At 68.0% G+C, this 13,393-nt stretch carries 13 protein-coding genes and 1 tRNA gene; 6 read left to right on the plus strand and 8 right to left on the minus strand.

What is annotated here, in order from left to right:
* Positions 1-136: 136 nt before the first annotated feature.
* Positions 137-1,045, plus strand: a complete 909-nt coding sequence (gene yddG, locus AAID08_RS08385) for an aromatic amino acid DMT transporter YddG (RefSeq protein ID WP_064524136.1) — start codon at positions 137-139, stop codon at positions 1,043-1,045.
* Between the two features lie 57 nt (positions 1,046-1,102).
* Here the strand turns inward: yddG and AAID08_RS08390 are convergent, their stop codons facing one another.
* Positions 1,103-1,294 (minus strand): hypothetical protein, encoded by a 192-nt coding sequence (locus tag AAID08_RS08390; RefSeq protein WP_006393830.1) that lies wholly within the window; start codon positions 1,292-1,294, stop codon positions 1,103-1,105.
* Between the two features lie 258 nt (positions 1,295-1,552).
* Between AAID08_RS08390 and AAID08_RS08395 the strand changes: the two genes are divergently transcribed.
* The 3 genes from AAID08_RS08395 (at position 1,553) to AAID08_RS08405 (ending at position 3,209) form a co-directional block, all read left to right on the plus strand.
* The gene (locus tag AAID08_RS08395) at positions 1,553-1,807 is read left to right on the plus strand and encodes a hypothetical protein (protein WP_054501304.1); all 255 of its coding nucleotides are present in this window, start codon (positions 1,553-1,555) and stop codon (positions 1,805-1,807) included.
* 131 nt (positions 1,808-1,938) lie between these two features.
* Positions 1,939-2,130: a hypothetical protein gene (locus tag AAID08_RS08400; protein ID WP_054501303.1), complete on the plus strand. Its 192-nt coding sequence runs from the start codon at positions 1,939-1,941 to the stop codon at positions 2,128-2,130.
* Between the two features lie 161 nt (positions 2,131-2,291).
* Positions 2,292-3,209 (plus strand): hypothetical protein, encoded by a 918-nt coding sequence (locus AAID08_RS08405; protein WP_144658064.1) that lies wholly within the window; start codon positions 2,292-2,294, stop codon positions 3,207-3,209.
* Positions 3,210-3,250: 41 nt separating this feature from the next.
* Here AAID08_RS08405 and AAID08_RS08410 read toward each other — a convergent pair whose 3' ends face one another.
* The 4 genes from AAID08_RS08410 to egtD form a co-directional block, all read right to left on the minus strand.
* A complete protein-coding gene (locus AAID08_RS08410) occupies positions 3,251-4,078 on the minus strand; it encodes a dienelactone hydrolase family protein (protein ID WP_395757513.1) in 828 nt (275 codons plus the stop codon).
* Between the two features lie 428 nt (positions 4,079-4,506).
* Positions 4,507-4,583, minus strand: a tRNA-Met gene (locus AAID08_RS08415).
* A gap of 141 nt (positions 4,584-4,724) precedes the next feature.
* Positions 4,725-6,038, minus strand: coding sequence for an ergothioneine biosynthesis protein EgtB (gene egtB, locus AAID08_RS08420; RefSeq protein ID WP_054501300.1), 1,314 nt, complete (start codon positions 6,036-6,038; stop codon positions 4,725-4,727).
* Positions 6,039-6,074: 36 nt separating this feature from the next.
* Positions 6,075-7,052, minus strand: coding sequence for an L-histidine N(alpha)-methyltransferase (gene egtD, locus AAID08_RS08425; RefSeq protein ID WP_116791058.1), 978 nt, complete (start codon positions 7,050-7,052; stop codon positions 6,075-6,077).
* Positions 7,053-7,377: 325 nt separating this feature from the next.
* On the opposite strand from egtD, the gene AAID08_RS08430 reads away from it, so the two are divergent.
* The gene (locus tag AAID08_RS08430; RefSeq protein ID WP_054501299.1) at positions 7,378-7,710 is read left to right on the plus strand and encodes a YqjD family protein; all 333 of its coding nucleotides are present in this window, start codon (positions 7,378-7,380) and stop codon (positions 7,708-7,710) included.
* A 74-nt stretch (positions 7,711-7,784) separates the two neighbouring features.
* Entirely contained in the window at positions 7,785-9,179 is a 1,395-nt protein-coding gene (locus tag AAID08_RS08435) for a phosphatidylserine/phosphatidylglycerophosphate/cardiolipin synthase family protein (RefSeq protein ID WP_082401852.1), read from the plus strand.
* A 34-nt stretch (positions 9,180-9,213) separates the two neighbouring features.
* Here the strand turns inward: AAID08_RS08435 and AAID08_RS08440 are convergent, their stop codons facing one another.
* From AAID08_RS08440 to AAID08_RS08450, 3 genes are all read right to left on the minus strand, one after another.
* Positions 9,214-10,884, minus strand: a complete 1,671-nt coding sequence (locus tag AAID08_RS08440; protein WP_054501297.1) for an FMN-binding glutamate synthase family protein — start codon at positions 10,882-10,884, stop codon at positions 9,214-9,216.
* A gap of 189 nt (positions 10,885-11,073) precedes the next feature.
* On the minus strand, positions 11,074-12,297 hold the full coding sequence (locus AAID08_RS08445; protein WP_395757514.1) for a YeeE/YedE family protein: 1,224 nt from the start codon (positions 12,295-12,297) through the stop codon (positions 11,074-11,076).
* 149 nt (positions 12,298-12,446) lie between these two features.
* Complete coding sequence (locus tag AAID08_RS08450) at positions 12,447-13,391, minus strand: AEC family transporter (RefSeq protein ID WP_054433276.1); 945 nt, start codon at positions 13,389-13,391, stop codon at positions 12,447-12,449.
* Positions 13,392-13,393 lie beyond the last annotated feature (2 nt).

The raw sequence follows: 13,393 nt of genomic DNA on the forward strand, positions 1-13,393 counted from the left end.
GGTCGCGCCGCGTCGGCCCGCAATTGCCGTGCCGGCCCTCCCGCGGCGGGTTTTCCGTTTTCGCTACACTGCGTCGTTTTGGGCGCACGCCATGGCGCGGCGCCCGGGATGGACTTCGGGAAATCGGAAAAAAGCAATGCAATCTGCCCCCAGCCGCAATGCGGCGACATTGATGGGAGTGATGGCCGTGGTGCTCTGGGGCACCGTCGTCGGCCTGATTCGCGGCGTCAGCGAGCGTTTCGGGCCGATCGGCGGCGCGGCCCTGATCTATACGGTCGGTTCGGCATTTCTCGTCCTGTTGCTGGGATGGCCGCGGGTGCGTTCATTCCCGCGCCCCTACCTGGTTTCCGGCAGCCTGTTGTTCGTGGCCTATGAAATCTGCCTGTCGCTGTCGCTGGGATTCGCCGCCAACCGCGGCCAGGCGATCGAGCTGGGGATCGTCAATTACTTGTGGCCGTGCTTTACCGTCATCCTGGCGATCCTGATCAACGGCCAGCGCGCCAGCGTCTGGGTGCTGCCGGGCATTGCGCTGTCGCTGTGCGGCATCGTCTGGGTGGTCGGCGGCGACGGCGGCGTTTCCTGGTCGCGCGTGGCGGCCAATGTCTCCAGCAATCCCCTCAGTTATGGTCTGGCGTTCAGCGGCGCCGTCATCTGGGCCTTCTATTGCAACGTCACGAAACGCTACGCCGATGGCAAGAACGGCGTGGCGTTGTTCTTCATGCTGACCGCGGCCGTGCTGTGGATCAAATACGGATTCAGCGCCGAGCCGGCGCTGCCGTTCGCCTGGCCCGCCGTGCTCGAGCTGTGCGTGACGGGCGGCGCCATGGCGGCCGGTTACGCGCTCTGGAACGTGGGCATTCTCAGCGGCAATCTGACGCTGCTGGCCACGGCGTCCTACTTCACGCCCGTGTTGTCGACTTTTTTTGCGGCCATATGGCTGTCCACGCGCTTGACCATGACATTCTGGCAAGGCGTGGCGATGGTCACCGCCGGCTCGCTGATCTGCTGGGCGGCGACGCGCGGCAGGCCTGCCCGGGGCAAGTAGCCCCGTGGCAATCTCCTGGCTCATCGGTTGACGGGGATTCCGGAGGAACCCGTCGGCTCATTCCAGGACGATGGTCTGCGCCACGGCGTAGCCGAGCGGAATGAGCAACAGGGAGGCGAACAGCGAGCTGACGATCGCCGCCGATATTTTCAGCCACGGCTCGGGTCCCGCGCTCTGTATCGTTTGAACCACCAACGCGACGATACCCACAACCATCAAACAGCTGATTACCACTGCTACGTAAGTCATGATGTCTCCGTCCTCGCCTGATTAAAGGGATGCGGCGCCGCTACTGCGGTCTGTCACTACGTCGCTACGTTTAGTCTGATTGTGCGCCTGTATGCGGGGGTGTGGCGCTAGGGTTTTCCTGGCTCGGGCGCGTGCTGTGGCGTTTTTGCCGCGCACCGTGCAGCATGAAATCGGTGTGCGGCGCAGCATTTTTCCGCCCCCGCCGCGCCCGCGCTTTGCGCTACGATGGCGGCGTCCACCCACTCTCCAGATCGCGAAATGCCGCAACGACTCCGCCCGGGCACGCGCGCCACACTGCAGGTCAGGCAGTTGCTGCCGGGCGAATTCGCCTGGATCATCACCCTGCTGGATCCCGACACCGGCAATGTGCGCAGCACCAATTATTCCGAACGGCGCTATGCCAGCCAGGACGAGGCCTCCGCCGCTGGCAAGGCCGCCGTGGTGGAATTCCTGGGCAATAGCGATCCGAACGCCGGGACTTCCGCCAAGGACGGCAAGCCGTCCAGGTCCTGATATCCGGCCGGCCATGCCCGAAAGCCCTCGCTGGAGGGCTTTTTTGCGTCGGGCCAATGGCGGCCGGCGCGCCGGGCATGGCAGTTGCTGAGCAGCGGGCTGGCGCGATAGGCGCGCCCAGGAGATCCGCCATGTTCCCACCCGACCATCGCCCGCCGGACGCGCCCGACGACGTGCCGCCCGATGATCCGCCGTTGCCCGGCGATCCACCGCGGCCCGACGACCCGCGCCCCAATCCCAACCACGCGCCCGACGATCCGGGCGAGCCCGACGTCGTCCCGCCGCCCGATCCGCGCGCGCCGGGCACGATCGACCTGGCCTGAGCGCCACCAAATCCGATCCCACTTCCAAGGAGGCTTGCATGCGTTCGATCCTGTTATGGCTGCTGGGGGTACCCATTCCCATCATCATCCTGCTGGCGCTGTTCTGGCATTGAGCCAGTCCGGTCCCGCGCCACGGCGCGCAATGTGAACGAGGAATCACCATGGAAAATGCACTCTCGGCCAACCGGCCCTACGACGGCGTGCCGCCGGTGAGGGAATCGGCGGTGTCCGCCGTATCCTGGGCCGCGGTATTCGCCGGCGCTGTCATCGCCGCGGCCTTGTCGTTGGCGTTATTCGCGGGCGGCTCCGGCCTGGGCTTCCTGTCGATCTCGCCTTGGAGCGGGGAGGGCGTCTCCGCGCCCACGGCGGGCATCGGCCTGATCGCCTGGATGCTGTTCACCCAGATCGTGGCCTATGGCGTTGGCGGCTATGTCGCCGGCCGGCTGCGCACCAAATGGGCCGACGTGCATGGCGACGAGGTCTATTTCCGCGACACCGCGCACGGCTTCCTGGTGTGGGCATTGAGCGCTGTCGTGAGCGCCGCCCTGCTGGGCTCGGCAATTGCCACGCTGGCATCGGGCGCGGCCAAGGCCGGCGCTTCCGTGGCGGCGGGCGCGGGCGCAGCGGTGACGGCAAGCGCCGCCGCTGGCGCGGGAGCCGCGGCGGGCGGCATGGACGGCGCCGGCGATTACTTCACGGACGTGCTGCTGCGCAATGAACGGCCCGATGCCGGCGGCGATCGCGCCGCGGCCCGCGCTGAAGTCGGTCGCATCGTCGCCATGAGCCTGGCTCGCGGCGAAATGACCCCGGCCGACCGCGACTATGTGGCCCGGGTGATCGCGGCGCAGGCGGGCATCGATGCCGCCGCCGCGCAGCAGCGCGTGAACCAGACGCTGCAGCAGGCCCGGCAGGCCGCCGACGACGCCAAGCACAAGGCGCGCGAGGCCGCCGACGCGGCACGCAAGGCCGCCGCGGCGCTGGCGCTGTGGGGCTTTGCCTCCATGCTGATCGGCGCGTTCGTGGCCAGCCTGTGCGCGACCTGGGGCGGGCGGCGCCGCGACACGGTGTTCAAGCCATAATCGTGGCAGGCGAGGCGCGGGGCATCACGCCCCGCGCCGCCTCAAGGCAGCTTCTGCTGGAACATCCATTCGCGCCAGGGCCTGGCGGTCAGCAGCTCCGGCGCGATGCGGTGATCCATGCCCTGGTAGGTGACGAAGATCGGATGGCCGCCCGCGGCCGCCAGCGCTTCGGCCCAGATCCGGCTGCCCTCGTAGGGATTTTCCTGGTCGGCGGTGCCATGGACGAGCAGCGTGGGGACGCCCGCCAGCGGCTTGGCGAGCGAGCGCTCCGGTGGCACGCCCGACATGGCGACGATGGCGGCGAAGCGCCCGGGCGAGGCGACGGCGGCGTCCAGCGCGGCCGATGCGCCCATCGAGAAGCCGACGGCATAGATCCGTTTGGCGTCGACCGGATGGTGCCGGGCGATGTCCTCGACCAGCCGCATGACGTCAGGCAGGTCGGCGCCGGCCTTCGAGACCCGCACGCCATGGCGGTCCTTTTCATAGTTGGCGGTGCGGCCTGGTGTCTGCGGCACCAGTACATAGGCGGGAAAATCGCGGCGCGATTCGGCCGAGCCGAAGGCGCGGGTGAACGCGTTCAGCGGCAGCAGGTTGTCGGTGCCGACGCCGCCCGAACTGTGGAAAATCACCACCAGTGGGTATTTTTTGCCGCTTTCAGGCGCAACCGGCGAGACCAGGCGATAGGGCAGCGGGGCCTTGCCGGCGCGGGCGAATTCCGCCGGCGCGAAGGCGTCGATGGGGGCCTGCTTGAGCGTCTCGACGGTCTGCAATTGCGCGGCCGTGGGCGCGTAGCTGACGCTCGACGCCTGCGCGCCGCCTTGCGCGGCACAGGCGCGGCCGATGGTCAGGCCCAGGATCGCGGCGAGCACGGCGCGCGCGGCGATTCCAGCGATACCGGTGCTGATGATGACGCCTTGGCGGCCAGGCGTTGCCAGGGGGGCGGCCGGGGCGACAGGTCGGCGAGCTTGCGCGGGGCGCCGAGCCTGGATGCGGCTGGAAGGCATGTCAGATTCTCCCCATGAGAGCGTGGTGGGCGTGGTGCGCGAAGATTCTAAAAGGGCGCACCGCGCCGGTATGCGGGAAAAATGTGGGGAATATGTGGAAATGTGTGAAGGGCCCAAATGCGGGCCGCAGGCAACGTGGTCGCGAAAGTGATGTCGGGGTGGCGAGCCCTCGGCCTTCGATCTGGGCCGGCACGCTTTGGTTCGCACCCCCGGTCCCCCCCTGGTCCGCACCCCTGGTGCCGGCGCCCCAATGGAAAAAGGCCTTCACGCAAGTGAAGGCCTTTTTTGAATTCTGGTGGCGCATCCCTGATTCGAACAGGGGACCTGCGGATTATGATTCCGTCGCTCTAACCGGCTGAGCTAATGCGCCATCCTTATCGTCGCAGCATTCAATGAAAGCCAAGCAACGAAGAACGAAATTCTAGCACGGAATTTTTTAGGATTGCAAGTAGGGTGGCGGCCTTTTTTGTTCAGGCCGTGGGCGGCCCGCGACGACCGTGCATTCACCCTGTCAGGCATCCCGCGCCAGACGAATGCCGGAAAACTGCCAACGCGCTTCCGGCGGGAAGAAATTGCGGTAGCTGGGCCGGATGTGGCCGCGCGGGGTGGCGCAGGAGCCGCCCCGCAGCACGTACTGGTTGCACATGAACTTGCCGTTGTATTCGCCCACCGCGCCGGCATCGGGCTTGAAGCCGGGGTAGGCATCGTAGGCACTGGCGGTCCATTCCCAGGCGTCGCCGAACAACTGCGCCGGGCCGCTCCCCTGCCGGGCGGGGGCGGGGCGGGGATCCAGGTGGCCGTTTTCCAGCAGGTTGGCGCGGTTCGACCAAGCGCCGTCGGGCAGTTGCCGCGCCGCGTGCTCCCACTCGGCCTCGCGCGGCAGGCGCACCCGTGCCCAGCGCGCATAGGCGTCGGCCTCGTAGTAGCTGATATGCGTGACCGGGGCCTGCAATTCCAGCTCCTGCATGCCGCGCAGCGTGAAAACCCGCCAGTCATCGCGCTGGCCTTCCCAATAAAGCGGCGCGCGCCAGCCTTCCGCGCAGACCCGCTCCCACCCCAGCGACAGCCACAGTTCGGGCCGCTTGTAGCCGCCGTCGCGGATGAAGGCGAGGTATTCGTGCTGCGTCACCAGGCGGTCGGCCAGGTGGAAGGGAGCCAGCAGCACGTCATGCGCCGGGCCTTCGTTGTCGAACGCGAAGCCCTGCCCGTCGTGGCCGATGCGGACGACGCCGCCGTTGTAGCGGGTCCAGCCGGCGGGCGTGCCGGGTGGCAGCGCGGGCGAACCCGACGCGACGTAGGCGGGCTTGAGCGGGTTGGCGAACAGCAGGTGCTTGATATCCGTCAGGATCAGTTCCTGATGCTGCTGCTCGTGGTTCAGCCCCAGTTCCAGCAGGGCGTCGAAGGCCGGATCGTTGCCGCCCAGCCGCGCGATCAGCTCGTGCATGGCCTGGTCCACGTGCTGGCGATAGCGCATCACGTCGGCCAGCGGCGGCCGCGTCAGCAGGCCGCGCTGCGGCCGTGGATGCTTGGCGCCAATGGCGTTGTAGTAGGAGTTGAACAGCATCCGATACTGCGGGTGGAACACGGGGCAGGCCGGATCGAAGTGCGTCAGCAGGAAGGTCTCGAAGAACCAGGTGGTATGCGCCAGGTGCCATTTGACCGGGCTGCAGTCCGGCATGGACTGCACCTGACAATCCTCCGGACTCAGGGGGGCGGCCAGCGCCACGGTGGTGGCACGCACGGCATCGTACCGGTCGTGCTGGCCGGCCTGTCCGGCGGCATAGGGGCCGTTGGCCGGGTGGGTCAGCAGGCAGGCAGGTTCCATGGCGATCCTCCAGGGGCGGGTTGAGGGGGCGCGGTGTCAGGCACGCGCGCTGAATACTGAAAACCAGCCGCGCGCGTCCGACCAATGGTGGATGTCGTGGTATCCCGCGCGCTGTAGCAATCCGGTGAAGGCTTCGGGCGTGAACTTGTAGGAGTTCTCGGTATGGATGCGCTCCTGCGCCGCGAAGCGCCGCTGGCCGCCGGGCCAGGCCACCGTGACGGAACGGCGCGCTTCCAGGTGCATCTCGATGCGCGATTGGTCGCTGTTGAATAGCGCCACATGGCGCCAGTCATCGACATCAAAGTCGCTGCCCAGCAGGTCATTGACGTGGCGCAGCAGGTTCAGGTTGAAGGCCGCGGTCAGGTGCAGGGCGTCGTCGTAGGCCGGTTCCAGCACCTGCCTGGGCTTGACGCGATCGACCCCGACCAGCAGCCCGCCGCCGGCGCATTGCCGCTGGATCCGCCGCAGCATGGCCAGCGCGGCTTGCGGGTCGAGATTGCCGATGCTGGAGCCGGGATAGAAGAACAGGCGCTGCTCGGCGCCGATATCCGCCGGCAAGGCCAGCGCCTGGGAAAAGTCCAGGCCGATGGGCGTGATCCGCAGGTCCGGGTACGACAGGCGCAGCCGCCGCACCGCGGATTGGAGGTAGTCGGCGGAAATGTCGATTGGGACGTAATGGCGCGGCCGCAGGCTGGAAAACAGCCGCTCGGCCTTGACGCAGTCGCCCGCGCCCAGGTCGATCATGGCCTGCACCGGACCGATGTGGCGCGCGATGTCCTGCCCGTGCCGCGTGAAGATCTCTGCTTCGCAGCGGGTCGGGTAGTACTCCGGCAATTGCGTAATGGCGGTGAACAGCGACGAGCCGAGCGCGTCGTAGAGAAACTTGGGGTCGATATGAGCGGGATGATCCAGCAGTCCGTCGCGCAATTCCTGCTGCTCGGCGGTCATGGGCTGGGGTTGCGGCGCCAGGAACCGCGGGGCGGCGCCGGCGAGCAGTGCGGAAGGAGAGACCATGCGTTCAGTTCCTTTTTTGAGGCCGATGAAGCGCATTGCAAAAAACACATTGTGGCCGCCAGAGGGGTTCCGGTGTCAAGTTAAGCCACTGAAATGCAATGGACTTTTACGAAATTGGCGGGGGCGGAAAGGCCGTCCGCACTCGGGGACGGTACGTCTGGCCGTCGCCGTGCCGGGAGGCCTCAGCAAGCGGCGCGCCACTGAAATATCGGTTAACGGCTGGTTGCGAAAGCTCGGGCGCGCGGCGGCGGGAATGGCCACAATGTGGGCACGGTCTGGCGGCGAGCCGCAAGACTGTCTGAGCAACCCGCGACAAGGAGCGACTATGAATAGAAAGCACCAACGCGCCGAAATGGCCCTGCACCGCGATCGCGTGAGCGACAGCCTTCATGAGTTGCTTGCCGGTACGGAGGACCTGTTGCGTTCGACCGCCTCATACACTGGCTCTGAGATCGAAGCGGCGCGCGCGCGCCTGACGCGCCAGTTGGCCGAGGCGCGCGAATCCGCGGGCGAGTGGGAAGGCGTGGCGCGCGAGCGCGCCCGCCGCGCCAAGGCCTATGCCGATGAATACGTCCACGAGCACGCCTGGAAATCGGTGGGTGTGGCGACGCTGGTGGGCGTCTTGCTGGGCTGCTGCCTGCTGGCCAACCGGCGCTGAGCCCTCGCGCCATGAGGCCACCACCGGGCCTGCCCGCGCCGTTGGCGCGGGGGTGGCGCGCATGGCGAGGCGCCATGCGCGCGGCGGCGCTGGCCTGCTGCGCGGCCCTGCTGGCCGCCTGCGCCAGCGTGCCCGATGCGCAGGAACGCGCCGCCCGCAAGGCCCAGGCCGGCCTGTCCGCCGACGCGTCGCAGGCCAGTTACCGCCGCGGCCACGACATCGCGGCGGATCCCCGCAATGCAAGGAATGACTTCCTGGCGCGCCACCTGGCGGTCGAGGAAGCGGTCAGCGGCGCGCCGCTGTTGGCCGGCAACCGCGTGCGCCTGCTGGCCGACGGGCCGGGGACCTACCAGGCCATGCTGCGCTCGATCGCGCAGGCGCGGCGTTACGTGCACATGGAAACCTACATCTTCGAGGATGATGCGGAAGGGGCGCGCTTTGCCGAGGCCTTGATCGCGGCGCGCAATCGCGGCGCCGATGTCGCGCTGATGGTGGACGCGGTGGGCACGATCAAGACGCCCGACGCGCTGTTCCAGCGCCTGCGCGACGCCGGCGTGCAGGTCGCGGTCTTTAATCCGATCAGTCCCGTGAATGGCAGCCGCGCCGGCTGGTCGCCGAACCAGCGCAACCATCGCAAGGTCCTGGTGGTGGATGGCAAGGTGGGCTACCTGGGGGGCATCAATGTCAGCGCCGTGTACGCCTCATCGCCCGCCAGCGGCAGCGGCGCATCGGGCGGCGTGGGCAGCGGAGCCGACGCAAAGCGAACCGACGCCCAGGCCGCGCCCTGGCGTGATACGCATCTGCAGATCGAGGGGCCGGCCGTGGCCCAGTTGGAGGCGGTGATCCGGGACGGCTGGCAGTCGCAGGCCAAGGAGCCCCTGCGTGGCGGCGGCACGGCGATCGCGCCGCCCGTCGGGCCGACGCGTGTGCGTATCCTGGCCAACCAGCCCGATCGCAGTGACGGCTACACCGTCTATCTGACGCTCATGTCCGCGTTCGAGAGCGCGCAGCGCTCCATTCACATCACCATGGCGTACTTCGTGCCCGACCCGGCCTTTGTCGACGTGCTGGCCGCGGCCGCGCAGCGCGGCGTGGACGTGGCGCTGGTGCTGCCGGGCTTCAGCGATTCGTCGCTGGTGTTCAATGCCGGCCGCTCCCATTACGGCAAGCTGCTCAAGGCGGGCGTGAAGATCTACGAGCGGCGCGACGCGCTGTTGCACGCCAAGACCGCGGTGGTCGACGGCGTCTGGTCCACCGTGGGATCCAGCAACATGGATTGGCGCAGCTTCGCTTTGAACTACGAGGTCAACGCGGTGGTGCTGGGACCGGAGTTCGCGGCCGACATGGAAGCGCTGTTCCAGCGCGACGTGACCGAGTCGGTGCGCATCACGCCCGAGGCCTGGCGCGCCAGGGGCGTGGATGACCGCTTCATGGAGTTCTTCTCGCGCATGTTCGAGCGCTGGCTGTAGGCCGCGGCGAGCGCCATCGCGGCCCGGCCCGCGCTCAGGCCGGCGTCGCCTGGGGCGGATGCGCCATGACGTATTCCTGCGCCAGCGCGGTGCTGATGTCGTGGGTGGGCTGGAACGAATCGGCGCGCGCCATCGACCAGCCGGCGCGGAACACCTGGTGACGGAACTCGCCGCGCAGCAGTTCGCCCGGCGCCAGCTCCGGGAACAGCGCCGACAGCAGCCGGATCTCGCTCGATGAAATGCGGCGCGCGATATGGTGCGGGCGCAACTGGTTCGGATGCGTCAGGCCGGCGGCTGCCAGCAGCTCGGCCAGCGCGTGCAGCGTGTTCTTGTGGAAATTGGCTACGCGCTGGGCCTTGTCCGGCACCACCAGAGCGCGCTGGCGCAGCGGATCCTGGGTAGTCACGCCGGTGGGGCACTTGCCGGTGTGGCAGGCCTGGGCCTGGATGCAGCCGATGGCGAACATGAAGCCGCGCGCGGCGTTGCACCAGTCCGCGCCCATGGCCATGACGCGGGCCATGTCGAACGCGGTGATGATCTTGCCCGAAGCGCCCAGTTTGATGCGGTCGCGCAGGTTCACGCCGATCAACGTGTTGTGCACCAGGCGCAGCGCCTCGCGCAGCGGCGTGCCGACGTGGTCGACGAACTCGACCGGGGCGGCGCCGGTGCCGCCCTCGGCGCCGTCGACCACGATGAAGTCGGGCGTGATGCCGGTTTCCAGCATGGCCTTGACGATGGCGAACCATTCCCACGGATGGCCGACGCAGAACTTGAAACCGACCGGCTTGCCGCCGGACAGCTCGCGCAGGCGTGCCACGAACTTCATCAGGCCAATGGGCGAGTCGAAGGCCGAGTGGCTGGCGGGTGAGTTGCAGTCCTGCCATGGCGCCACGCCGCGCGCCTCGGCGATCTCGGGCGTGACCTTGCCGGCTGGCAGGATGCCGCCGTGGCCCGGCTTGGCGCCCTGCGACAACTTGATCTCGATCATCTTCACCTGCGGCGTACAGGCGTTCCTGACGAAGGCTTCCTCGGAGAAGGCGCCGTGCTCGTCGCGGCAGCCGAAGTAGCCCGAGCCGATGTTCCACACCAGGCTGCCGCCTGGCTGGCGATGATAGCGGCTGATGCCGCCTTCGCCCGTGTCATGCGCAAAGTTGCCTTGCCGCGCGCCTTCGTTCAGCGCCAGCACCGCGTTGGCCGACAGGGCGCCAAAGCTCATGGCCGACACGTTGAAGGCGGACATTGCGTACGGTTGGGTGCAGTCCGGGCCGCCCACGGTCACGCGAAAGTCGGTGTCGCCGATGTGGGTGGGCGACATGGAATGGTTGATCCACTCGTAGCGATCGCCGTACACGTCTTCCTGTGTGCCGAAGGGGCGCTTGTCGATCTCGCGCTTGGCGCGCTGGTACACGATCGAGCGTTGCGCGCGCGAGAACGGCGAGGCCTGGGTGTCGTCTTCCAGGAAGTACTGGCGGATCTCGGGGCGGATGAATTCGAACAGGAAGCGCAGATTGCCCAGCACCGGATAGTTGCGGCGGATGGCGTGGCGCGTCTGGATCAGGTCGTACACGCCCAGCAGGCCCAGCAGTACCAGCGGCACGGCGGCCCACAGCCACCAGTACGAATCCGTGAACACCAGGATGGTGGTCGCGGCGGCGGCCACCAGGGTCAAGATAAAGGCCGTGTAGCGGCCGGCAATCCATTGCATGTCCGTCTCCGTATTGCGGAATGCAGCAACCATACACCAGGGCGGCTGTAAAACCGGTAAACGCAAGGCGCGGCCCGGCGGCCGCGACCACCCCGTCCGCCATTGCGGAAACCGCGCCAATGCTGGCGTTGCGAGGCATGGACGAAAAAAAGCCCCCTCGGAAGGGGGCTGTTGCTGGAACAGTGTTTCTCAGCAGCTGGATGCCGACGGCGTTTTTTCCACCGCCAGGCCAAAAAGCGGACGCAGGCGCACGCCCAGGGCGCTGCCGGCAAACGCCGCCGGCAACCACAGCCAGGCATGCAGGCTGCCCGACAGGATGCCGCTGAAGTAGGCGCCGATGTTGCAGCCGAAAGCCAGGCGCGCGCCGTAGCCCAGCAGCAGGCCGCCGATGACCGCGCCGGCCAGCGAGCGCGCGGGCACCTTCCAGACCGGCGCGAACTTGCCGGCGGCGCTGGCCGCGGCCAGCGCGCCCAGCATCAGGCCGATGTCCATCACCGTGGTCACGTCCTGGCGTAGCGGCGCGCCCAGCGCGGCCTGCTTGCTCCAGTAGGCCCAGGTGGCCACGTCGCCGCCCATCGCGTCCAGCGCCTTGGCGCCCCACAGCGCGAACGCCGAGGTGATGCCCCAGGGCCGGCCGGCCAGCGCCAGCGTGGCGAAGTTCAGCGCCACCAGCGCCACGCCGCCCCAGATCAGCGGCCACGGGCCCTGCAGCAGCGAGGCCGGGCGCGCGGTGCGCGAGGCGAACGAGATCACGTGGCCATGGCGGCGTTTTTCCAGCACGGTGGCGATCCAGGCGATCAGCGCGAACACCGCCAGGTTGGCGATGATGGCGGGCGCCAGGCCCCAGGTCTTGATGAGCGAGGTCGGCGCCAGCGCGGGCAGGGTCGACCACCAGCCGAAGTGGGCGGTGGCGATGACCGAACCGATGATGAAGAACAGCAGCGTGACCAGCATGCGGGTATTGCCGCCGCCCACCGCGAACAGCGTGCCCGAGGCGCAGCCGCCGCCCAACTGCATCCCGATGCCGAACAGGAACGCGCCCAGCAGCACCGACAGGCCCGGGGGCGAGACCAGGCCGTTGACCGGCTGGCCGAACAGCGAGCCTTGCGCCAGGAACGGGAAGAACAGCAGCACGCCGATGGCCAGCATGAACATCTGCGCGCGCAGGCCGGCGCCGCGGCGGTCCGACACGAACACGCGCCAGGCCTGGGTGAAGCCGAACGACGCGTGGTACAGCGCCACGCCCAGCAGCGCGCCGACGATCCACAACGCGCCCTGGCGCCAACTGACGGTCTGGTTCAGGTACAGGGCGCCGGCCAGCACCAGCAGCAGCGCGATCCAGAGCGGCTTGCGGTTGATCTGGATTGGTGGCAGCGCCGAGGGCAGGGGCAGGGTGGAAGTGTTGGCGCTCATGAGAGAGTCCCGGGAATTCGATAAGGGAAAAGCAAACGGGCGCGTAGCCGCACCCGTTGTCGTGGATAAAGTCTAAAGGCGGTCAATAATTTCTCAAAGCATTTATTGGTGCTTTTTTAATAACTTTTGATTATATAAAGATGCGCGGCTCAGGAGATCGGATGCGCGCTGATCCAGGCTACCAGCAGGCTCACGGTCAGGACGGACAGCACCGTGGACACCAGGATGGCGCGCGAGGTGACGCGCGCGTCGCGCCCGTACATCTGCGCCAGCATGAAGGGGCCTGTGCCGATCGGCAGGGCGCTCATCAACACCGCCGTCCAGGCCCACAGCGGCGGCATGGAGAACACCTGGAACGCCAGCAGCGCCGTCACGGCCGGTTGCAGCAGCAGCTTGCCGGCCACCAGCCGCAGCACGCCTGGTCCCGGGCTTGCGGTCTCGGTCTGCGCCAGGAACAGGCCGATGGTGACCAGCGCGCAGGGGCTGGCGGATGCGCCCAGCAGCGACACGTAGCGATCCAGCCCCTCGGGCAGCGCCAGCCCGGTGCCGGCCCACGCCAGGCCCAGCACCGGCGCGGCCAGCAGCGGATTGCGCATGAGCGCGCGGCCGACCTTCACCAGCGTGGCGCCCAGGCCGGGCGCCTGCTGGCGGTCGAATTCGATCAGGGCGATGGCGAAACCGAACAGCACGCTGGCCGTCATCAATGTGGTGAAGGCCGCCGGCGCCAGGCTTTCGGCGCCAAACAGCGCCAGGCATAGCGGGATGCCCATATAACCGGCATTGGCGTAGGCCGCCGCCAGTCCTTCGATGCTGCGGTCGGTCAGGCCGCGCGGGCCGCGTTTGCGCGGCAGGAACGACAGCGCGAACGTGACGGCGATGCCGCCGGCGAACGCGCCGACAAAGCCCCAGTGCGCCATGTGCGCCAGGTCCACCTGCGTCATGGCGCGGAACAGCAGCGCCGGCAGCGACAGGTAGACCACGTAGCGGTTCAGGGCGTCGGTGGCGGCCGGCCCCAGGATGCGCCAGCGCGCCGCCAGCCATCCGGTCAGGATCAGCGCGAAGACCGGCAGGGCGGCGGTGATGACGGCATTCATGG

The organism is Achromobacter sp. EB05 (assembly GCF_044232075.1).
GTDB lineage: Bacteria > Pseudomonadota > Gammaproteobacteria > Burkholderiales > Burkholderiaceae_B > Achromobacter > Achromobacter dolens.

Bases quoted from the DNA above. Each gene is read 5' to 3' on its own strand.
- egtD (WP_116791058.1), bottom strand. From the start codon at position 7,052: ATGGTCTCTCCTTCCGCACTGCTCGCCGGCGCCGCCCCGCGGTTCCTG.
- AAID08_RS08400 (WP_054501303.1), top strand. From the start codon at position 1,939: ATGTTCCCACCCGACCATCGCCCGCCGGACGCGCCCGACGACGTGCCG.
- AAID08_RS08440 (WP_054501297.1), bottom strand. From the start codon at position 10,884: ATGCAATGGATTGCCGGCCGCTACACGGCCTTTATCTTGACCCTGGTG.
- yddG (WP_064524136.1), top strand. From the start codon at position 137: ATGCAATCTGCCCCCAGCCGCAATGCGGCGACATTGATGGGAGTGATG.
- egtB (WP_054501300.1), bottom strand. From the start codon at position 6,038: ATGGAACCTGCCTGCCTGCTGACCCACCCGGCCAACGGCCCCTATGCC.
- AAID08_RS08445 (WP_395757514.1), bottom strand. From the start codon at position 12,297: ATGAGCGCCAACACTTCCACCCTGCCCCTGCCCTCGGCGCTGCCACCA.
- AAID08_RS08405 (WP_144658064.1), top strand. From the start codon at position 2,292: ATGGAAAATGCACTCTCGGCCAACCGGCCCTACGACGGCGTGCCGCCG.
- AAID08_RS08395 (WP_054501304.1), top strand. From the start codon at position 1,553: ATGCCGCAACGACTCCGCCCGGGCACGCGCGCCACACTGCAGGTCAGG.
- AAID08_RS08450 (WP_054433276.1), bottom strand. From the start codon at position 13,391: ATGAATGCCGTCATCACCGCCGCCCTGCCGGTCTTCGCGCTGATCCTG.
- AAID08_RS08430 (WP_054501299.1), top strand. From the start codon at position 7,378: ATGAATAGAAAGCACCAACGCGCCGAAATGGCCCTGCACCGCGATCGC.
- AAID08_RS08435 (WP_082401852.1), top strand. From the start codon at position 7,785: ATGCGCGCGGCGGCGCTGGCCTGCTGCGCGGCCCTGCTGGCCGCCTGC.
- AAID08_RS08390 (WP_006393830.1), bottom strand. From the start codon at position 1,294: ATGACTTACGTAGCAGTGGTAATCAGCTGTTTGATGGTTGTGGGTATC.